This window comes from Pseudomonas graminis, from assembly GCF_013201545.1.
Lineage (GTDB): Bacteria > Pseudomonadota > Gammaproteobacteria > Pseudomonadales > Pseudomonadaceae > Aquipseudomonas.
Genome location: NZ_CP053746.1, coordinates 5,151,796 through 5,172,478 on the forward strand (window position 1 = coordinate 5,151,796; position 20,683 = coordinate 5,172,478).

At 61.6% G+C, this 20,683-nt stretch carries 19 protein-coding genes and 1 pseudogene; 13 read left to right on the forward strand and 7 right to left on the reverse strand.

Translation table 11 applies throughout. The features are described from left to right. The first annotated feature begins 320 nt into the window (after positions 1 to 320). On the forward strand, positions 321 to 1,772 hold the full coding sequence (locus tag FX982_RS22890; RefSeq protein ID WP_172612713.1) for a mannose-1-phosphate guanylyltransferase/mannose-6-phosphate isomerase: 1,452 nt from the start codon (positions 321 to 323) through the stop codon (positions 1,770 to 1,772). A gap of 90 nt (positions 1,773 to 1,862) precedes the next feature. Here FX982_RS22890 and FX982_RS22895 read toward each other — a convergent pair whose 3' ends face one another. Then, positions 1,863 to 2,732, reverse strand: a complete 870-nt coding sequence (locus tag FX982_RS22895; RefSeq protein WP_172612714.1) for a LysR family transcriptional regulator — start codon at positions 2,730 to 2,732, stop codon at positions 1,863 to 1,865. A 150-nt stretch (positions 2,733 to 2,882) separates the two neighbouring features. Between FX982_RS22895 and FX982_RS22900 the strand changes: the two genes are divergently transcribed. After that, the gene (locus tag FX982_RS22900; protein WP_172612715.1) at positions 2,883 to 4,412 is read left to right on the forward strand and encodes an MFS transporter; all 1,530 of its coding nucleotides are present in this window, start codon (positions 2,883 to 2,885) and stop codon (positions 4,410 to 4,412) included. A 24-nt stretch (positions 4,413 to 4,436) separates the two neighbouring features. Here the strand turns inward: FX982_RS22900 and FX982_RS22905 are convergent, their stop codons facing one another. Both FX982_RS22905 and FX982_RS22910 read right to left on the reverse strand, forming a co-directional pair. Beyond that, on the reverse strand, positions 4,437 to 5,573 hold the full coding sequence (locus FX982_RS22905; RefSeq protein ID WP_172612716.1) for a glycerate kinase: 1,137 nt from the start codon (positions 5,571 to 5,573) through the stop codon (positions 4,437 to 4,439). Between the two features lie 115 nt (positions 5,574 to 5,688). After that, a complete protein-coding gene (locus FX982_RS22910; protein WP_172612717.1) occupies positions 5,689 to 6,774 on the reverse strand; it encodes a CdaR family transcriptional regulator in 1,086 nt (361 codons plus the stop codon). Between the two features lie 189 nt (positions 6,775 to 6,963). On the opposite strand from FX982_RS22910, the gene FX982_RS22915 reads away from it, so the two are divergent. After that, positions 6,964 to 8,127 carry an alpha/beta fold hydrolase gene (locus FX982_RS22915; protein WP_172612718.1) on the forward strand — a complete coding sequence of 388 codons (1,164 nt, stop codon included), beginning with the start codon at positions 6,964 to 6,966 and terminating at the stop codon, positions 8,125 to 8,127. Between the two features lie 158 nt (positions 8,128 to 8,285). On the opposite strand, the gene FX982_RS22920 is transcribed toward FX982_RS22915, so the two are convergent. After that, positions 8,286 to 8,999 carry a FadR/GntR family transcriptional regulator gene (locus FX982_RS22920; RefSeq protein WP_122534482.1) on the reverse strand — a complete coding sequence of 238 codons (714 nt, stop codon included), beginning with the start codon at positions 8,997 to 8,999 and terminating at the stop codon, positions 8,286 to 8,288. 343 nt (positions 9,000 to 9,342) lie between these two features. On the opposite strand from FX982_RS22920, the gene FX982_RS22925 reads away from it, so the two are divergent. The 5 genes from FX982_RS22925 (at position 9,343) to pncA (ending at position 14,732) form a co-directional block, all read left to right on the forward strand. Then, positions 9,343 to 10,692 carry an MFS transporter gene (locus tag FX982_RS22925; protein ID WP_172612719.1) on the forward strand — a complete coding sequence of 450 codons (1,350 nt, stop codon included), beginning with the start codon at positions 9,343 to 9,345 and terminating at the stop codon, positions 10,690 to 10,692. 86 nt (positions 10,693 to 10,778) lie between these two features. Beyond that, on the forward strand, positions 10,779 to 12,122 hold the full coding sequence (gudD, locus tag FX982_RS22930; RefSeq protein ID WP_172612720.1) for a glucarate dehydratase: 1,344 nt from the start codon (positions 10,779 to 10,781) through the stop codon (positions 12,120 to 12,122). 184 nt (positions 12,123 to 12,306) lie between these two features. Then, positions 12,307 to 12,960, forward strand: a complete 654-nt coding sequence (locus FX982_RS22935; protein WP_172612721.1) for a DUF1345 domain-containing protein — start codon at positions 12,307 to 12,309, stop codon at positions 12,958 to 12,960. 105 nt (positions 12,961 to 13,065) lie between these two features. Beyond that, positions 13,066 to 14,031: a D-2-hydroxyacid dehydrogenase family protein gene (locus FX982_RS22940; RefSeq protein ID WP_172612722.1), complete on the forward strand. Its 966-nt coding sequence runs from the start codon at positions 13,066 to 13,068 to the stop codon at positions 14,029 to 14,031. Positions 14,032 to 14,081: 50 nt separating this feature from the next. Next, entirely contained in the window at positions 14,082 to 14,732 is a 651-nt protein-coding gene (pncA, locus tag FX982_RS22945; protein ID WP_172612723.1) for a bifunctional nicotinamidase/pyrazinamidase, read from the forward strand. Between the two features lie 4 nt (positions 14,733 to 14,736). Here pncA and FX982_RS22950 read toward each other — a convergent pair whose 3' ends face one another. Further along, positions 14,737 to 15,222 (reverse strand): GNAT family N-acetyltransferase, encoded by a 486-nt coding sequence (locus FX982_RS22950; RefSeq protein ID WP_172612724.1) that lies wholly within the window; start codon positions 15,220 to 15,222, stop codon positions 14,737 to 14,739. A 175-nt stretch (positions 15,223 to 15,397) separates the two neighbouring features. On the opposite strand from FX982_RS22950, the gene FX982_RS22955 reads away from it, so the two are divergent. From FX982_RS22955 to FX982_RS24685, 4 genes are all read left to right on the forward strand, one after another. Next, the gene (locus tag FX982_RS22955; protein WP_172612725.1) at positions 15,398 to 16,321 is read left to right on the forward strand and encodes a formate/nitrite transporter family protein; all 924 of its coding nucleotides are present in this window, start codon (positions 15,398 to 15,400) and stop codon (positions 16,319 to 16,321) included. 360 nt (positions 16,322 to 16,681) lie between these two features. Beyond that, positions 16,682 to 17,365 carry a response regulator transcription factor gene (locus FX982_RS22960; RefSeq protein WP_122534474.1) on the forward strand — a complete coding sequence of 228 codons (684 nt, stop codon included), beginning with the start codon at positions 16,682 to 16,684 and terminating at the stop codon, positions 17,363 to 17,365. Then, on the forward strand, positions 17,343 to 18,734 hold the full coding sequence (locus FX982_RS22965; protein ID WP_172612726.1) for a sensor histidine kinase: 1,392 nt from the start codon (positions 17,343 to 17,345) through the stop codon (positions 18,732 to 18,734). The genes FX982_RS22960 and FX982_RS22965 overlap by 23 nt, the downstream gene beginning before the upstream one ends. Positions 18,735 to 18,857: 123 nt before the next feature. Further along, positions 18,858 to 19,016 carry a hypothetical protein gene (locus FX982_RS24685; protein ID WP_367948777.1) on the forward strand — a complete coding sequence of 53 codons (159 nt, stop codon included), beginning with the start codon at positions 18,858 to 18,860 and terminating at the stop codon, positions 19,014 to 19,016. Here the strand turns inward: FX982_RS24685 and FX982_RS22975 are convergent. Both FX982_RS22975 and FX982_RS22980 read right to left on the reverse strand, forming a co-directional pair. Then, the gene (locus FX982_RS22975) at positions 18,947 to 19,105 is read right to left on the reverse strand and encodes a hypothetical protein (RefSeq protein WP_172612727.1); all 159 of its coding nucleotides are present in this window, start codon (positions 19,103 to 19,105) and stop codon (positions 18,947 to 18,949) included. The two genes, FX982_RS24685 and FX982_RS22975, sit on opposite strands and share 70 nt — an antisense overlap. After that, positions 19,105 to 19,692 (reverse strand): zeta toxin family protein, encoded by a 588-nt coding sequence (locus tag FX982_RS22980; RefSeq protein ID WP_367948778.1) that lies wholly within the window; start codon positions 19,690 to 19,692, stop codon positions 19,105 to 19,107. Before FX982_RS22980 ends, FX982_RS22975 begins: the two co-directional genes overlap by 1 nt. A 531-nt stretch (positions 19,693 to 20,223) precedes the next feature. Here FX982_RS22980 and FX982_RS22985 point away from each other — a divergent pair. Next, a pseudogene (locus FX982_RS22985) lies at positions 20,224 to 20,679 on the forward strand (REP-associated tyrosine transposase); the annotation flags it as partial. Positions 20,680 to 20,683: the final 4 nt, after the last annotated feature.

Consider the following 20,683-nt stretch of genomic DNA (forward strand, 5'->3'; position numbering starts at 1 on the left):
ATTGGACGGGGTGTGATGGCAGCCGGTGATGGCAAAAAGCCTTGAGCGGCGAGGACTTACGTGTGCGGTCCTTGCCGGCACGCGACATTCATCTTCGTCCATGCCCATGAGGTTGCCGCCATGCGTGCCGTAATTAGGGGACGAGAGGCGTTACTTCTGCGTTACAGCCTCTTGAAAACCACGGGCGGAAAGCGCTTAATCGACAAATAATTGGCTAATTTGCACAGGACTCTCATAAAAGTCAGTAAATTGACTTTCAATGTGATCGCCTGGATTGCGGCCCTGTCATTAATTCACGGATCGAAAAGGCGAAAACCCACATGCAACTTATTCCCTGCATTATTGCTGGCGGCGCCGGCACCCGGCTGTGGCCTGTTTCACGGGAGGCGATGCCCAAACCCTTCATGCGCTTGCCGGACGGCGAAAGCCTGCTGCAAAAGACGTTCAACCGCGCCAGCCAGCTGGACGGTGTCGAAAGCGTGCTCACCGTCACCAACCGGGACGTGTATTTCCGCACCGTGGATGACTACCGGCTGCTGAATAAACGACAGCGTTCGCTGGAGTTTCTGCTCGAACCGTTCGGCCGCAACACGGCCCCTGCCATCGCGGCCGCAGCGCTGCATGTACAGGCGCGCTACGGCGATGACGCGCAGCTGTTGATTCTGCCGGCGGATCAATTGATCACTGACGTTGCCGCCTTCGAGACCGCCGTGCAGAGCGCACGCAAGCTGGCCGACCAGGGCTGGCTGGTGACGTTCGGGCTGGTTCCCTCCCGCGCCGAAACCGGCTTTGGCTACATCGAGAAAGGCCAGGCCCTCAGCAGCGAGGCCTATCAGGTGGCGCGTTTCGTCGAGAAACCCGATGCTGTCACCGCCCAGAACTATGTCGAGGGTGGGCTGCATTTGTGGAACGCCGGCATGTTCTGCATGCGCGTCGATGTGCTGCTGGCCGAACTGGAAAGTCACGCACCGGCGCTTCTGGCCGCGGTGCGCCAATGCCTGGCGCAGTGCACCAGCAAGGAAGGCCGCAACGAACTGCAGATCGAGCTGGACAGCACGAGCTTCGCCCTGGCGCCGGACATTTCCATCGATTACGCGTTGATGGAGCGTTCGCAGAAGGTCGCGGTGGTGCCGTGCGAGATGGGCTGGAGCGACATCGGTTCGTGGCAGGCCATTCGCGAGCTGAGTGCGGCCGATGAAAATGGCAACCGATGCAACGGCGAGGTGGTGTTGCACGACGTGACCAACTGCTACATCGACTCGAAGAAGCGACTGGTGGGTGCGGTGGGTCTGGACAACCTGATCATCATCGACACCCCGGACGCTTTGTTGATCGCCGATGCAAATCGCAGTCAGGAAGTGAAGGTCATCGCCCAGGAGCTCAAACGTCAGGGCCATCCGGCGTACCTGCTGCACAACACCGTGACCAGACCGTGGGGCACTTACACGGTGCTGGAGGAAGGCAAGCGCTTCAAGATCAAGCGCATCGTGGTGAAACCGCAGGCGTCTTTGTCGCTGCAGATGCATCACCACCGCAGCGAGCACTGGATTGTGGTCAGCGGCATGGCTCGGGTCACCAACGGGGAAGACGAGTTTATGCTCGACACCAATGAATCGACGTTCATAAAACCGGGGCATACCCATCGGCTGGTCAACCCGGGGGTGATTGATCTGGTGATGATCGAGGTGCAGAGCGGGGAGTATCTGGGAGAAGACGACATCGTGCGGTTTACCGATGTTTATGGGCGGGTGCCTGAAGCAGCCAAGATTTAGGCGTTTCGCAGGTCCACCGCTAGCCCCCCGGTGTTGCGTACGAAGGTCAAAATCAAGAGCGTCTGCCTAAGGGCAGACGCTCTTGATTTTTTACAGCGCGCCCTTGACGTACTCAACAAACCTGATCACCGCCGGGGCCTTTTCGTGGCGTCGGTGGATCAGCGACAACGACGAGCTCGGCTGACAATCCTCAATCCGCCGATACACCACATTCGGCAACCGAATGTGATCCACCACCGACTCCGGTACCACCGCCACCCCCTGGCCAAGACTCACCAGCGCAATCACCGACACCAGCCCTCCCGGCTGCGGACCCAGTGTCGGCGCGAAACCGCCATGGGCCGCCACCTCCAGCGTGCCGGAAATCTGCTCAGGAAGAATGAACACCTCGCTCTGCAGGTTCACCGTGTTGATGATCTTCAGCTTGCCCAGCCACGAACTGTCCGCCAGCGCCAGAACAAAACCCTCGGTCAGCAACGGCACGACGCTGACCGAATCGGGCAGCTGCATGGGCGAGCGGATGAAACCCACGTCCAGCCGCCCCTCCTCGATCAGCCGCGGCAGCGTCGGCATCAGGTGCTCGTTGATGTTGAATTCAATGTCCGCATAGCGCTGACGAAACTGACTGACGTGCTGCTGCAACACGCCGGAGAACACCGCCGAGGCGACGTAGCCCAACTCGATCCGGCCGGCCTCGCCACGGCCGGCGCGCTGGACGTTGTACTGCGCGGTCTCAAACTGGCGCACTGCCAGTTCGGCCTCGATCTGCAACGCGCGTCCCGCTTCCGTCAGCCTCACCTCTCGCTGTTCACGGAGAAACAACCGGGTGCCCAGCGCGTTTTCCAGGTCCTGGATCTGCCGCGTCAGCGTGGGCGGCGCGATGCCCAGTTGCTCGGCGGCGCGAGTGAAATGCCGATGACGGGCGACGGCCAGAAAGTAGCGAAAGTGACGGATTTCCATAGAGCGTTACCTGGGAGGTAATCAAAACGAGGGGCGCGGGTAACAGAGCATAGGGCATATCCGCTTACTCTGTTGCAGCGAAGAACCGCCCTACCCAATGTAGTCACCACCCGTGTTAGCCAGCACCTAACAACCTTCGGAGCCCTATACATGTCTCGACCCAGCCCCCGCATGACCCTGCTCACGGCTTCCGGCGTGTGCGCATTGATCGTGCTCGACACCAACATTGTCGCCGTGACCCTGCCGAGCATCGCGCGTGATCTGGGTGCCGGGTTTGCCGACATCGAGTGGGTGGTCAGCGCCTACATGCTGGCTTTCGCCGCGCTGTTGCTGCCGGCGGGCAGCCTGGCCGATCGCTTTGGCCGCAAGCGCATGCTGATCAGCGGGCTATTGCTGTTCATCCTGGCGTCGCTGGGCTGCGGGGCGGCGCCGGACATTCTGTTCCTCGACATTGCCCGTGCGCTCAAGGGCGTGGGCGCGGCCTTGCTGCTGACCTCGGCGCTCGCGACCATCGGCCACGTTTTCCATGATGAAGCCGAGCGCGCCAAAGCCTGGGCGTTCTGGGGAGCCTGCATGGGCGTGGCCATGACTGCAGCGCCCACGGTCGGCGGGCTGATCGCCGAACTGGTCGGCTGGCGCTGGATTTTCTACCTTAACCTGCCGGTGGGTCTGGGGCTGCTGGTGATGGTCATGGGGAACATCGAGGAATCGCGCAACGAGCAGTCAGCGCGGCTTGATCCGTGGGGCAGCCTGTTTTTCAGTGCCAGCCTGCTGAGCCTGATCTGGGGCCTGATCGAAGCCAACCGAATCGGCTGGGACCACCCGCTCACGGCCATGCGTCTGGCAGCGGGGGCCGTGCTCCTCGTGCTGTTCGTCATCGCCGAGCGCCTGCAAAGGCGGCCGATGGTCGATTTGCAGCTGTTCAACTACCCGCGTTTCATCGGCGCTCTGCTCGGCATGTTCGCCTACGCCGGCTGCGCCCAGGTGATGATGACGCTGCTGCCGTTTTATCTGCAGAACGGCCTGGGCTTCAGCGCCATCGATTCGGGGCTGGGGATGCTGCCGTTCGCGATCACCATGCTGCTGTTGCCGCGCTTCGGGCCGACGCTGTCACGCCATCTCTCGCCGGCCGCCATGATGGCCCTCGGCCTGACCCTCGTAGGCATCGGCAACCTGCTGTGCGCCTGGGCCACCGGGATTGGCGGCTACCCGGCGTTCGCCGCGGCAATGGCGGTAACCGGCGCGGGCGCAGGTTTGCTCAACGGCGACACGCAGAAAAACATCATGGCCTGCGTGCCCCGCGAACGCACCGGCATGGCGTCGGGGATGAGCACAACCATGCGTTTCAGCGCGATCATGCTGGCGATCGGCGTCTACGGCGCGCTGCTCGCCAGCCATACGCTCGGTTCGTTGAAAGACACACTGGCGACCGTTGCGCCCGACCTCCTCGACCAGGCCGAGCACATCGCCTCACGGGTGGTGGCCGGCGACATGCACGCTGCGCTGCAAACCGTCGATGCCAGCGCGCGGGGCATGATTCAGCCACTGGCCCGGGATGCCTTCGTCTCGGGCTTTGGCTCGGTGCTGTGGATGGCGGGCCTGATCGCCCTATTCGCGGCGGTGCTGGTGGGCACGTTAATGCGCAAGCCGATTCCACTGATGCACCTGAAAACCGCCTGATCGACGGGACTGATCAGGCCAGATTCAGCGGGCAGCAAGTGCCCACACCCGGGCCAGGTCCCGCGCGCGGTCATGGAGCAACGCCGCCGCATTGGCGCAGGCGAACTCCAGCGTCATCGGCCCGCTGGTCACGGCGAACGCGGCGCTGATGCCGTGGGCATAGAGGTCGGCGTAGCCCTCCCCCAGTGTCCCGGCCAGCACGATGACCGGCACGTTGTTGCGCTGAGCCATCCGGGCGACGCCGAAGGGGGTTTTGCCGCGCAGGGTCTGGGCGTCGAAACGGCCTTCGCCCGTGATCACCAGGTCGGCGCCCTCCAGTGCGTCGGCCAGCCCGGTCAGGTCGGCGACCACCTCCACGCCGGGACGGAACGATGCATTCAGATAGGCCTTGGCGGCGAAACCCATGCCGCCTGCCGCGCCGCTTCCCGGGTATTCGCTGTCGTCCCGACCCAGTGCCTGAGCGGAATGCTCGGCGAAATGCCCCAGGGCCGCGTCCAGCGCCAGCACCTGCTCAGGGGACGCGCCCTTCTGCGGGCCAAAGATGTGCGAAGCACCCTGCAGGCCGCACAGGGGATTGTTGACGTCGGCGGCGACCTCGAACTGCACGCTGTTCAAGCGCGGGTCGAGCCCGGTCAGGTCGATGCGCGCCAGTTGCGCCAGCGACAGACCACCGGCCGGGAGAGGCTGGTCGTCGCGGTCAAGGAAGCGCGCACCCAGCGCCGAGAGCATGCCGGTGCCGGCATCATTGGTCGCGCTGCCGCCAATGGCCAGAATCACCCGCTCGGCGCCGGCATCCAGCGCGGCTTTGATCAGCTCGCCGGTACCAAACGTACTGGTAATGGTTGCGTCGCGCTGGTCCAGGCTCAGCAGTTGCAGACCGCTGGCCATGGCCATTTCGATGATCGCCGTGCGCGTCTCCGCCAGCCAGCCCCACTGCGCCTGCACGGGATGAGCAAGCGGTCCGCGGACCTGATTGCTCATCCACTCACCGTCGCACGCCGCCAAGACCGCTTCGATGGTGCCCTCCCCGCCATCGGCCATCGGGCACTCGACCAACTGGGCATCAGGCCAGACATCGATGAGCCCGGCGGCGATGGCGTGGGCAACACTTTGGGCGCTGAGGCTGTCTTTGAACGAGTCCGGGGCGATGACGATTTTCATAGTGTTCTCCTTGTCTGATGGACGATCTTCGCACCCTGAAGAAACTTTACCGCCTTACGCTTGCACAACAGACGGCTGGCTCGGTTGTTCATACGAACAACGCTGGGCCAGCGCCTTACCTGGCCACCATCTGCGCGCCAAGGTACAGACGCAAAAGGTCTTCAGTCCGATAAGGATCGCAACCGGTCAGTTCGGTGATTTTCTCCAGCCGGTAGCGCAGGCTGTTGCGATGGATGCCCAGCGCGTCGGCGCAGGCCTGGCTTTCGCCGCTGTAATCGAACCAGGCGCGCAGGGTGTCGAGCAACTGCGTGTTGTCGTGCAAGCGCTTGATCGGTTCAGCGATGCCCTCCGCCAGCCAGTCGTGGCGGTTGCGCCAGAACAGCAGCGCGACGCGATGGCTGGCCAGGCGCAGCAGTTTGAGCGTTGGGCGCAGGTGGCTTGCGTAATCGAGCAGGTCGCGGGCGGCGGTGCAGGCGGCGCGCAGGGAGGCCAGGTCCGCCGAAGGTTCGACGGTCGCCATGCGTTGCACGGGCCAGCCTTGCTCGTCGAAAAGCGCCAGCAACAAGGCGTCGTCGCGGTCCTTGCCCACCGCGCGGCACCAGTAAATCAACCCCGGCTCGCACGGCAGGCACCAGCTATTGGCGTAACGGCCCATCAGCCACGCACTCAGCGCAGCGGCATAGCTCGCGCCTTCGGGCAGTTCGAGCAACACCGCCTGGCGCGGCAACTGCGGCTGCAAACCCAGCTGTTCAGCTTCAGCGACCAAGTGGGCAGCGCTGTCGCCGAGCAATAGCCGCGACAGCAGGTCTTCACTGCGCTGATGCCGCCACTGCTGATCGGCCTGCTGACGTCGATGCTCCATGAGCATCTCGGCGGTCATCTTCACCAGCTCCGCGTAGACCCGCACGTCGTCCGGCTCGCCCGTGATGCCGAGCACGCCGATGAGTTTCTGATCCAGCATCAACGGCAGATTCACACCGGGCCGTACGCCGTCGAGCTGCCGGGCCGTGTGCGAATCGATCTCCACCACGCGGCTGTTGGCAAGCACCAGTTGCGCCCCTTCGTGCCGGGTGTACAACCGCTCGGCCTCGCCGCTGCCAATGATGATGCCCAGGTAATCCATGACATTGACGTTGCACGGCAAAATCGCCATCGCCCGGTCGACGATGTCCTGGGCCAGGGCGTGATCAAGGGCGAACATGAGGAGTGTCTGCACTGCGAAGGGAATGAGGGTTCATACACATCAGGTCTTGTTTTTGTGGGTGGAGGGAGTCTGCCTGAATTTTCCCAAGACTTCTCGCGCCAGTCCTGGGTGCATCGATATCCAACAGCGAGAGGCCGTGGCAGAGTGCGACCATACGTTCATGGCCCTATCGAGTAATGCCTATTTATGTTGAGAACTGCCATCAAAAAGCTGCACCGTCTCACCCTCCTCCTTTCCGCCCTGACCCTTCAGGCCTGCGCCTCGACCGAGGCGCCTTTAGGGCAGGCGAGTTTTGCCGAGTATCGCCAGCAGACCATCGCCTGGATGGAGCAGAACCGGACCTTTCAGACGCCTGACCACTCTGCCGAGATCGAGTGGAACGCACCTCGGGAATGGCGACCCAGCGGGCCAGCCACACGGGGGATTCTGTTGGTCCATGGCCTCGGCGACTCTCCTTGGTCGTTCAATGACGTCGGCGAGGCGCTCGCCGCGCAGGGGTTTCTGGTGCGCACGGTGTTGCTGCCGGGGCATGGCAGCAAGCCGGCGGACATGCTTGGTGTGACGCTCAAGCAGTGGCAGCGAGTGGTGCGCGAGCAGACGCAGATGCTTGAGCGGGAGGTGCCGACAGTGTATCTGGGCGGGTTTTCGACCGGGGCGAACCTGGTGCTGGATTACGCCTACGAGCACCCGAATATCGCCGGCCTGGTGCTGTTCTCTCCGGCCTTCAAACCGGCGAACACCTATGCCTGGGTCACTCAGTACATCGGCTGGTTCCGCCCGTGGCTGGCGAAACCGGACGATGGCGTGCGCCCGATGCAGACGCCGGTCCGCTACCTGAACGTGCCCACCAACGGTTTCGCCCAGTTTTATCGCAGCGCTTTGTTGGCCCAGAAGCACCTCGATAAAGGGGTCTATGACAAGCCGGTGTTTGTCGCCATCACCGAGCACGATTCGGTGCTGGATACCGGTTATGTGCTGGACACCTTCAATTCGCGCTTCACCCACCCGCTCAGCCGGCTGATCTGGTATGGCAACGAACCGGCGCCGGCGCAAAAAAAACCGAGGGTGCGGGTGCGCAACGATTTCCTGCCGGAATACCGGATCGCCCAGTTCTCGCACATGGGGCTGATGTTCTCGCCTGCAAACCCGTTGTATGGGGTGAATGGCAGCCAGCGTATCTGCTGGAACGGGCAAGAATCCGCCGACATGCAGAAATGCCTGAACGGCGAGCAGGTATGGTATTCGGATTGGGGTCATCGTGAACCGGGCAAGGTGTTCGCACGGCTGACATTCAATCCCTATTTCGAGTGGCAGTCGGGGGTGATGATGGGAGTACTGGCATACCCATAATGGGACCGCGCACGCAGTAGGACCGGCTTCAGCCGGGAAGAGGCCCGTGTGAGCAACACACATTTAGCGGTGTCACACCCGATGCATTCCCGGCTAAAGCCGGTCCCACCATTGGCCGCAGTCGTTCCCATTTGTGCAGACCCATCAATCCCCTGCCGTCACTCAACCGGCGCCAGCCGTTCTCGGCTGTTGCTCAGGTGAGTCCACATCGCGGCGCGGGCGGCGTCGGGGTCCTGGCGGCGGATGGCGGCGAGGATGGCTTCGTGCTCGAGGTTGGCCAGATACGCACTGTGGGTGAGACTTGACCCGGCCCGTTCGCTGGTGGCGATGCGGCTGCGGGGGATGACGGCGATGCCGAGGTTCTGCAGGATCTCCACGAAGTAAGGATTGCCGGTGGCCTCAGCGATCAGCAGATGAAAGCGCCGGTCGGCTTCGACGCAGCTATCTTCCTTGGCCAGCAGGTCCTGATAATCGTCCAGCGCGGCGCGCATCGCCGTCAGCTGTGCCTGACTACGGCGTTGTGCGGCCAGGGCGACGGCCTGGGTTTCCAGGCCCATGCGCAGTTCGATGATGTGCCGCACGCTGAACGCGGTTTCCACCTTCAGGTGCAGACCGCTCTGCTCGGAGCGCGCCAGCACGTAGGTGCCTTTGCCCTGATGGGTTTCGACCAGCCCGGACGCCTGCAATTTGGAAATCGCCTCGCGCACCACCGTGCGGCTCACGCCATGCTCGCGGACGATCTCGCTCTCCGAGGGCAACTTCGCACCGGGCGCAATGGTGCCCATAAGGATTCGCTGGCTGAGGTCGGTGACCAGGTCCGTCGCCAGGCTGTGCTGGCGTCGCTTGGGTGGCAAGGGTCCGGTGCTGTTCAAAAAGGTTGTCCTGTAAGTACTGAAAAGAACGGCGGCCGCCAAGGCCTGCCCTCCACTTGTATTTTCCTGACGGTGAAGTCTCGACGCACACCCCCACTCACCCGCTTGATGCACAACCAACCCCGGCCAAAGCCCCGAAAACAGAGCTACCCAGCAGTGCACCCCACTCATTCAACTTGTCAGACAGGCGAGCCTATCCTGACGAAATACTTCCCGCAACACCTGTAAATCCGGTTGCCATAGCGATCGTTACTTGTATGATGACTGGCAACAGGGCTACACACCTTGTCATACACAACGTGCTTAACCACCCGCATAAAAATAATCAGTGGGAGTTACCAGAGTGAACACATCCTCAACACGGGCGGATGACGCCTCCGATTCCGTTCTGCAATCGGCGGTCTCGAAAGTCAAACGACACATCCTGCCGCTCTTCGTCATCATGTTCATCGTCAACTACATCGACCGGGTCAACATCGGCTTCGTACGTAGTCACATGGAACATGATCTGGGTATCGGCGCAGCCGCCTACGGCTTCGGTGCCGGCCTGTTCTTCATCGCGTATGCGATGTTCGAAGTCCCCTCCAACATCCTTCTGCAGAAAGTCGGCGCGCGCATCTGGCTGACCCGCATCATGCTGACCTGGGGCATCGTCGCCGCCTGCATGGCGTTCATCCAGACCGAAACCCACTTCTATATCCTGCGCTTCCTGCTGGGCGTGGCCGAAGCCGGGTTCTTCCCGGGCGTCATCTACTACTTCACTCGCTGGTTGCCCGGGGTCGAGCGTGGCAAGGCTATCGCCATCTTCCTCAGCGGCTCGGCCTTTGCGTCGGTGATCTCCGGCCCGCTCTCCGGCCTGCTGTTGCAGATTGACGCGTTGGGCTTCCACGGCTGGCAGTGGATGTACTTCATCGAAGGCATGTTCTCCGTCGGCCTGTGCTTCTTCGTCTGGTTCTGGCTCGACTCCAAGCCCCACGACGCCAAATGGCTGACCGAGGCCGAGAAAGACGCCCTGGTCAACGCCATCGACGCCGAACAAAAGGCTCGCGAGGCGGCCAATCCGGTCAAGCTTTCCATCGGCAAGTTGCTAAAAGACCCGCAGATCATCCTGTTCTGCCTGATGTACTTCTTCATCCAGCTGACGATCTACGCGGCGACGTTCTGGCTGCCGAGCATCATCAAGAAGATGGGCGACCTCACCGACTTCCAGGTCGGCCTGTTCAACTCGATCCCGTGGTTCATCGCCATCGTTTGCATGTACGGTTTTGCCTCGCTGTCGGCGAAGTGGAAGCACCAGCAAGCGTGGGTCGCCGTCGCGTTGTTGATCGCAGCAGCAGGGATGTTCATGTCGACCACGGGCGGTCCGGTGTTTGCCTTTGTTGCGATCTGCTTCGCGGCGATGGGCTTCAAATCGGCGTCATCGCTGTTCTGGCCGATCCCCCAGGGCTATCTGGATGCAAGGATCGCCGCGGGCGTTATCGCCCTGATCAACTCGGTGGGCAACCTGGGCGGTTTTGTTGCGCCGACCACCTTCGGCATCCTCGAACAGCAGACCGGTTCGATCCAGGGCGGGTTGTATGGCCTGACCGTCACCTCGATCATCGCCGCGATTCTGGTGTTCACCGTGCGCACGACGCCCAAGCCCGGCGCGGTGCCGGTGGCCAAGGTCGACGTCACACCCAGCCACACTTGAGCCAGGCGCTTGGGCCCTGAGCTCTGAGCAATGAAGACCTCAAAGACAGCGCCCCCGCCGCGCTGGGTACTCACAAGGATTTAGCCATGAACACACAGACTTCCGGCAGCACCCCCGTCATCACCGACATGCAGGTCATTCCGGTGGCCGGCCACGACGACATGCTGCTCAACCTCAGCGGTGCCCACGGCCCGTATTTCACCCGCAACATCGTCATCCTCAAGGACAACGCCGGGCGTACCGGCGTGGGTGAAATTCCCGGCGGCGAGAAAATCCGCCAGACCCTCGAAGATGCCCGTGGGCTGGTGGTCGGCAGCAGCATTGGCAACTACCAGAAGATTCTCAACGACGTGCGCCGCACCTTTGCCGAGCGCGATGCCGGTGGTCGCGGCCTGCAGACCTTCGACCTGCGCATCACCATTCACGCGGTCACCGGCATCGAAGCGGCGGTGCTGGATTTGCTCGGTCAGCACCTGGAAGTACCGGTCGCGGCGCTGCTCGGTGAAGGCCAGCAGCGTGACGAAGTGAAGATGCTCGGCTACCTGTTCTACGTCGGTGACCAGCGCAAAACCAACCTGCCCTATCGCACCGAAACCGAGGCGGACAACGAGTGGTTTCGCGTCCGTCACGAGGAAGCGCTGACCCCGGAAGCCGTCGTGCGTCTGGCCGAGGCGGCCTACGCGCAATATGGTTTTGAAGACTTCAAGCTCAAGGGCGGCGTGCTCAGCGGCGATGCGGAAATCGAAGCGGTCACGGCGCTGGCCGAGCGCTTCCCGAAAGCGCGCATAACCCTGGACCCCAACGGCGCCTGGTCGCTGAAAGAAGCGGTGCGTCTGTGCCGCGATCAGCACAAGGTGCTGGCCTACGCCGAAGATCCGTGTGGCGCCGAGAACGGTTACTCGGGCCGCGAAGTCATGGCTGAATTCCGTCGCGCCACCGGCCTGCGCACCGCCACCAACATGATCGCCACCGACTGGCGCGAAATGGGCCATGCCATCCAGCTGCAATCGGTGGACATCCCGCTGGCCGATCCGCACTTCTGGACCATGCAGGGTTCGGTGCGCGTCGCGCAGATGTGCAACGAGTGGGGCCTGACCTGGGGCTCGCATTCCAACAACCACTTCGATATTTCCCTGGCGATGTTCACCCACGCGGCTGCCGCGGCGCCAGGCAACATCACCGCCATCGACACCCACTGGATCTGGCAGGACGGCCAGCGCCTGACCAAGGCGCCGCTGCAGATCATCGGCGGCAGCGTGCAGGTGCCGAAAAAACCCGGGCTGGGTGTCGAGATCGACATGGATCAGGTGGCCAAGGCCCACGAGCTGTACAAGGGCATGGGGCTCGGCGCGCGGGATGACAGCGTCGCGATGCAGTTCCTGGTGCCGAACTGGAAATTCAACAACAAGCAGCCTTGTCTGGTTCGCTGAAACCACCGATTCAAATCGGTCACGCCCGCCGCTGTAAAAAGCGGCCGGTCACGCCGACAAAACAGGTCCACGTTAACTGCCAAATGGCGACCGGCGCGTAACCCCTTGCGCGCCGTTTTTCTTCATCATCTGCTGTAGCGGCCGCGTGCTACTGTTCGCGCATCTCACTGCCGTGAAGTCCTCCATGTCCCGCCTTGCCAAGACCCACCCTCGCCTGACCATCGCCACCCTTGTCGGCGTCGCCGCCGGTATCGTCAGCGCCTTTGTTGCCCCCGAAATCTCAGTGATCAGCAAATGCCTGATCGGCTGGAACGTCGCTGGCTGGCTGTACATGGCGATGATCATGCGCCGCACCTTTAAATCCAGCGCGGAAGACGTGCGCCGGGTGGCCGAAATCGAGGACGAGAACGCCGGCGTGGTGCTGTTCGTCGTGTGTGTGGCGGCGATTGCCAGCCTCGCGGCGATCATCCTGGAGCTCGCGGGTATCCAGGACATGAAGAACGCCGACAAAGCGCTGCATTACGCCTTCACCGGCTTCACCATCCTTGGCTCATGGCTGCTGATCGGCGTGGTCTTCAGCCTGCACTACGCCCGGGTGTTCTACACCTGGCGCGGCGACCAGCCGGCGCTGCGCTTTGCCGATGGCGAAGAGAACCCGGACTACTGGGACTTTCTGTATTTCTCCTTCACCTTGAGCGTTGCCGTGCAGACTTCCGACGTCGGCGTCGCCACCCGCGGCCTGCGCAAAGTGGTGCTGGCGCAGTCGCTGATCGGCTTTGTATTCAATACGTCGATTCTGGGGTTCTCGATCAATATCGCGGCAGGGTTGTTTAATTGAGGTATGGCGCCTGATCCGGCGCCAAATGGACTTCCAGACAGTCCCGCTCGGGCGTACTGTGAGCGCCATAAAATCCAACATCGCTGCTGAACGAGGCCTCGCTTAATGACCCAGGATTCCGGGCTGAAGATTGCCGTACTCGACGACTGGCAATCGGTTGCCGAAAAGGTTGTGGACTGGACCGTGTTGCAACCGATCGGTGAGGTCAGTTTTCTGCATGATTACCCTGCTGACACAGACGCCATGGTCGCCCGCCTCAAGGACTTCCAGATCCTCTGCGTGATGCGCGAGCGCACGGTTTTCGATGACGCCCTGCTCAGTCAGCTGCCAAACCTGAAGCTGCTGGTCACCGGCGGCATGCGCAACGCGGCGCTGGACCTCAAGGCCGCCGCGCGCCTGGGCATCACTGTGGTCGGCACCGACAGCTACAAGTACGCGGCGCCGGAACTGACCTGGGCGCTGATCATGGGCGTGACCCGCAATCTGGTGGACGAAGCCAATTCCCTGCGCGCGGGCGACTGGCAGATCGGCATCGGCAGCGACTTGTACGGAAAGACCCTGGGCATCGTCGGGCTGGGCAGCATCGGCCAGAAGATCGCCCGTTACGGCAAGGCCTTCGACATGAACGTGATTGCCTGGAGCGAGAACCTCACTGCTGAACGCGCTGCCGAGCATGGCGTGACCTGTGTCAGCAAGCAGGAGCTGTTCGAGCAATCGGACGTGGTTTCAGTGAACCTGGTGCTCAGCGAGCGCAGCCGCGGGCTGGTGGATGCCGAGTCGCTGAACCGGATGAAGTCGACGGCGTATCTGGTGAACACCGCCCGCGGGCCGATCGTCGACGAAGACGCGCTGATCGAGGTGCTCAGGCAGAAGAAAATCGCCGGCGCCGCGCTGGATGTTTACAGCGTCGAGCCGTTGCCGGCCGATCACCCGTTCCGCACGCTGCCGAACGTCCTGGCCACGCCCCACGTGGGCTACGTGACCGAGAACAACTACCGGATGTTCTTCAGCCAGATGATCGAGGACATTCAGGCCTGGCACGCTGGCGCGCCGATCCGCGTGTTTGCCTGATCGAGAACCGACTCATTGCCCCAGGACTCACTGCAACAAGGACTCAAATGATGACCACGCCGCTTTCCCGATTGCCCTCCGACCCGCGCGCCGCGTTGCTGGTGATCGACATGCAATACGACTTCATGCCCGGCGGCGCGCTGGCCGTGGCCGAAGGCGACGCGCTGGTGCCACTGATCAACCGCCTCGGCGCGCAGTTTCGCAACGTGGTCATGGCCCAGGACTGGCACCCGCGCGGGCATGTGTCGTTTGCGTCGAGCCACGCCGGGCGCGCGCCGTTCGACAGCATCACCCTGCCCTACGGCGCGCAGACGCTCTGGCCCGATCACTGCGTTCAGGGCAGCCCCGGCGCTCAGTTGCATGCCGATCTGCACATCCCCCACGCGCAGTTGATCCTGCGAAAGGGCTGCAACGCCGGCATCGATAGCTACTCCGCCTTCGTCGAAGCCGACCGCACGACCCGCACCGGGCTGGCCGGTTACCTGAGCGAGCGTGGCATCGACAGCGTGTTCGTGGTCGGTCTGGCCCTGGATTACTGCGTGGCCTGGACCGCGCTGGACGCCAGGGCGGCGGGTTTCAACACGTGGGTGATCGCCGATGCCTGCAAGGCCATCGACCTGAACGGCTCGCTGGACCAGGCGTGGAAAGACATGAGCCTCGCGGGGGTCAACCGGATCGAGAGCGCCGAGCTGACTGACTGATGCCTCAATCCTGCGCCAGTGCAAAGCGCTCCAACCCTTCCCCCTCCATCCGGTAGCGCACCCACTCATCCTGGGGCTCGGCGCCGATTGATTTGTAGAAGTCGATCGCCGGCTGGTTCCAGTCCAGCACGCTCCACTCCAGACGACCGCAGCCGCTGTCATGGGCGATCCGCGCCAGATGGCGCAACAGCTTCTTGCCGGCGCCGACGCCCCGTTGGCCGGCGGACACGTACAAATCCTCAAGGTACAGGCCCTTGCGGCCCAGCCAGGTGGAGTAGCTGAGGAAGTACACCGCGAAACCAACAGGCTGGCCGTCCAGCAGGCAGATCAGCGCCTTGGCCGGCGAGGCTTCGTCGAACAGGCTGCGCTCGATATCGGCGACGCTGGCCTTGACCTCGTGCTCGGCTTTTTCATAGATCGCAAGCTCGGTGATGAAGCCCAGGATGACGGCGGCGTCGGCACGGGTGGCGTCGCGAATGTGAAGGGTCAAAAGAGGTTCTCCCACGTCAATGAAAAGGCTGCCGCCGTTGGCGAACGACGGGTAACGGATTGTGTCTCAAGCAGCAGTGTCGCGCAGCAAGCATGTGCAAGCCAGCCGCCGCCTTCCTCGAACATCTCAAACAGAATGCTCTGCCAAAGAGCACTGAATCATCCAAAGGATCACCATGGAAAACCAACCAGACGGCAAGACCCCCGGTCTGACGCCGGAAGAAGAACGCGATATCGACGAAAATCAGCCACCTCGCGCCGCCGTCCTCCACGAGACGATCCGCATGCAGGGCGATCAGGAACTGGAACGCAACGTCGCTGCGCTGTTCTGGTCGGCCCTCGCAGCCGGCTTGACCATGGGCCTGTCATTGATGGCGATGGGGCTGTTGAACTCTCGCCTGCCCGATGCCGAAGGCTTCAAAGTCATCGCCAGCTTCGGCTACTGCGCAGGCTTTCTGGCGGTGATTCTCGCCCGTCAGCAACTGTTCACCGAAAACACCCTGACCGCCGTGTTGCCGGTGATGAGCAAGCCGACGCTGAACAACGTCGTCCGCCTGTTGCGGCTGTGGACCGTGGTGCTGGTAGGTAACCTGTGCGGCACGCTGCTGGTGGCCTACGTGATGCTGCACCTGCCGATCTTTGACACCAAGACCGACCAGGCCTTCCTCGAAATCGGCCGCAAAGTGATGGAGAACGACAGCGGGCAGATGTTCGCCAAGGGCATTATCTCCGGCTGGATGATCGCCACCATGGTGTGGATGATCCCGTCCATGGAATCGGCCAAGGTCGCCATCATCGTGATGATCACCTACCTGATGGCATTGGGGGATTTCACCCACATCGTGGTCGGATCGGCGGAAGTCTCGTACCTGGTGTTCGCCGGCGAACTGCCGTGGAAAGATTTCTGGCTCACATTTGCAGGCCCGACCCTGGGTGGCAACATCATTGGGGGCAGCTTCATCTTCGCGTTGATCAGCCATGCGCAGATCCGCAGCGAAGGCGAAACGCCGGAAAAGAAGGGCAAAAAGAAAGCGCTGGACGAAAAGCTGAAGCAAGAGCTGCGTCAGCCAGACGCTGAATCCGAACGCAAAGGCGCTTGAAGCTGCAGGAAATGTGGCAGTGACCGGTGTGCTTGTAGTCTGACACGGGTCATGTGGGAGTGACCGGTGTACCTGAGTCTGACACAGGTCATGTGGGAGTGAGCTTGCTCACGAAGGCGTCGGACCTGACAGTCAAGGGTCGCCTGATACAACGCATTCGCGAGCGAGGTGGAGCACCACCCCGGTCGCTCCCACACTGATCGCTGACCTATCAGGAATCGAGCTCCTGCCCCCTCCCCCCGGCGCGCTGGCTAGCACCAAAAAGCCCCTCATGCCCTTCTTAAATTATTTTTAAGAAATCCCGACTACGTTTAAAGGCAAAATGCAGGCTTCTGTCCTCTCACGTGGTCCTGACCTCACATGACGCGAATTCTGACAATCGAAGACGACGCCGTCACCGCGAAGGAGATCGTTGCCGAACTGAGCAGCCACGGTCTCCAGGTGGACTGGGTCGACAACGGTCGCGAGGGCCTGGTCCGCGCGGTCAGCGGCGATTACGACCTGATCACCCTTGATCGCATGCTGCCGGAAGTCGACGGTCTGGCGATTGTCACCACCATGCGCGCCTTGGGCATCGCTACGCCGATCCTGATGATCAGCGCGCTGTCGGACGTCGATGAGCGTGTGCGCGGGTTGCGGGCCGGTGGGGACGACTATCTGTCCAAGCCCTTTGCCTCCGACGAAATGGCCGCGCGAGTGGAAGTCCTGCTGCGCCGCAGCAACCCGGGTACCCAGGCCGAGACCATGCTCAAGGTTGCCGACCTCGAACTCAATCTGATCACCCGTGAAGCCACCCGCGCCGGTCAACCGCTTAACCTGCTGCCGACCGAATACAAGCTGCTCGAATTCCTGATGCGCAACTGCGGGCAGATCATCACCCGCATGATGATTTTCGAAGAAGTCTGGGGCTACCACTTCGACCCCGGCACCAACCTGATCGACGTACACATCGGTCGCTTGCGCAAGAAAATCGATCCCCCTACCCTGACGCCGCTGATACGTACCGTTCGAGGCTCAGGTTATGTCATTGCCGAACCCGTCTAAGGGCTGGCGCTCCTCCAGCAGCCGGCTGCTGGCGCTGTACAGTTTTCTGTTTGTGGCCTGGAGCAGCATCCTCATGGGGGTGCTGTACTGGGAAGTCACCAGTTACCTCAACACCCTCGCCCGCCACTCGCTGATGCAACGTCAGCAGCTGTTCTCGCGCTTTGAAGGCGCGCAGCTGGACGACGCATTGCGCTCCAGCGACAAATTCGACATACGCTCGGTCGACGCGTACGGCTTGTTCGACAAGGACATGAAGCCCATCAGCGGCCCGATCCAGACCGTTCCCGACGGCCTCAAGCTGACCGGGGAGATCCAGGAGCTGGACACCTGCATCGACTCCGACGACCCGGACCTGCCCAGCTCGGGCTGCGACGCCGTGGCCATTCATACGCTCGATGATCGCTGGCTGATCCTGGTGCGCGACAACGGTTCGCTGTTCGCCGTGACCACGCTGATTCTGCGCGCGCTGCTGTGGGGCATTTCGCTGACGATCATTCCGGGTATCGCCGGCTGGCACTTGCTGGGACGCCGCCCGCTGCGACGCATCCGGGCGATTCAGGCCAGCGCAGAGGCCATCGTCACCGGCGACCTGGCCCGCCGCCTGCCGGTCTCGGACCGTCGCGATGAGTTGGACATGCTCGCCGACATCGTCAACGCCATGCTCGACCGCATCGAGCGCCTGATGAACGAGGTCAAGGGCGTCTGCGACAACATCGCCCACGACCTGCGCACCCCGCTTACCCGGCTGCGCGCCCAGCTCTATCGAATCCAGCAGCAGTCGCCGGAAGATTCGGCGCTGGGCGAGCAGATGGCCCAGGTGATCGCCGACGCCGACACGCTGATGGCGCGCTTTCGCGGACTGCTGCGGATCTCCGAACTCGAAGATCACCAGCGGCGTTCGGCCTTCGGTCAGCTCGATCCGCAGCCGCTATTGCAGGAGCTGCACGATTTCTATCTGCCACTGGCCGAAGAAGGCCGCGTCTCGTTGCAGCTGAAAGTCGCCGAGCACCTGCCGCCGCTGGTGGGTGACCGCGCGCTGCTGTTTGAGGCGCTGTCGAATCTGCTCAGCAACTCGATCAAATTCACCCCACCGGGCGGCCAAGTGCTGCTCATCGCCCGCGCCGAAGGAAACACCACGTTCATCGAAGTCCAGGACACCGGCCCCGGCATCCCCGATGCCGAACGCGAAGCCGTGTTCAAGCGCTTCTATCGCAGCGAAAACGGTAATCAGCAAAGCGGCTTCGGCCTGGGATTGTCCATCGTCGCCGCGATCGTCAACCTGCACGGCTTCAAACTGCGCATCGGCAGCAGCCCGTCCGGCGGCGCAAGTCTGGTGCTGGAGTGTCGACGGGTGCTGGCATTGGGGTGAAGGGGTGGGGTCTTTGGGCTGCAAGCTGCAAGCTGCAAGCTGCAAGCTGCAAGCTGCAAGCTGCAAGCTGCAAGCTGCAAGCTGCAAGCTGCAAGCTGCAAGCTGCAAGCTGCAAGCTGCAAGCTGCAAGCTGCAAGCTGCAAGCTGCAAGCTGCAAGCTGCAAGCAAAGACGACAAAGCCGCCTCAAGGGCGGCTTTGTCTATTGGGGGCCTTACATTTTTCGGGCTTGTTCTATGATCTTTTCCTGCCGCGCCCAGGCTTTCTCCATGACCTCCAGATAAACGCGCTCCTTCTCTTCGAAGGTGGCGTTGCGGACGAAGTCGGAAAACGGCGTCGACTTCACTGTTTTGAGTTTTTGCGGAGCAGCCATTATTCAAACCTACTGGAATTCAGCCTGCGTTCAAGCGAAGCCCGATCATAGGTTTCGGGTATGTGAGTGTCAATTTGCTGGATGTTCTGGTGGTAAGACTTGGTAGAACCGTCATGATTCTTGATAAAAATATCAACGGTCACTGCATGGCCGAACTCGTATTTCAAACGATTCACCACTTCCCGAGCGGCAAAGTATTGATTCACGAAGCCATGCATTGGGATATTCCGGCCCTCCACTTTTTCTCGCGCCTGAACAAACTCCCAGGCTCTCTCGGGATTCTGATAAACATAAAGCACCAGCACGAACCGACCTCGCTTGAGCGAGCGCCGAATGTTGAGTGAAGCGGTGTCGAAATTCGATGCTGTGCCATCCAGCAGAAAAGATTGCTGCATCCGCAGCGCTTCATCGTGAACGGCAGACACTAATACTGAAACCGCCCGTTGAAAGAGCGAAGAATTGCTGCCCGTGTATCCGGGCAATTCGGCGCGATAGGTGTCTGGGTCGATGCGCAACACAGAGCCGCCGAATCGGCCGAGAAACTCCAGGGATGCTTCAGTTTTACCTGCCCCAGGTGAGCCCGCCATAAACACCGATACGGGCGAATCCTCTTATAGGTATACCGAAGGATCCGTCAGCCTCTTCGCAATCTCCTTCCTGTTCGCCTTGGCAAACACCACTGCCTCGTCTGATATCCGTCGATCATCCGTATCCAAGTCACCATCCTTTTATGAGGTCTCGACAATCAAGCGCCGCGCAGTATTCACGGGCGCTTCGACTGCGCCTATCCGACGTCACAAAGAGAAACAGGATGCGTTGCTGAGCATTCACGGATGCGGATTCGTACCGCGATGTCGCGCAACAAACACGAGGCCGCGGGAACACGCGATGACTCGATATCTCGGCCAGTTCGGAAGACCTGTGGGAGTGAGCTTACTCACGAAGAGGCGGGGCATTCAGCCACTTGCTCGGGGTCTGAAAGTCAACCTTCGCGAGCAAGCTCGCTCCCACGTTCGGGTGTTCGCGGGCCAACAGAACACACCGCGTAATACACCCCCATCGGTGTGGTTCATGAAGAGGCTAACGTGGTTTGTGCACCCAAACCCGAGGTAAACAGCATGGCCACGAAAGCTCGTTCCCATAGCTTGCGCACAGGGCGGTATTCAGAGAAAGGGAGGATCTATCTGGTGACCTCCCGGCTCGACCGTATGAGAAATGACTTCAGGGACTGGCGCGTAGGCCGGCTGCTCGTCAAGGAAATGCGAGAAATGGATAAGTGCGGATTCACAAGAACGCTGGCATGGGTGGTGATGCCCGACCATTTTCACTGGTTAATGCAGCTTCAACATGGCTCGCTTGCGGGCATTGTTCAGCGGGTCAAGTCCAAGACCGCCATTTCAGTGAATAGGCTCACCGGCAAACAGGGTCGACTTTGGCAGTCTGGATATCACGATGCAGCTGCACGCCATGAGGATGATCTCATTCACTTCGCCCGCTACATCGTGGCCAATCCACTGCGGGCAGGGTTAGCCAGTCGGGCGGGAGATTATCCGCTGTGGGACGCGACTTGGTTATCGG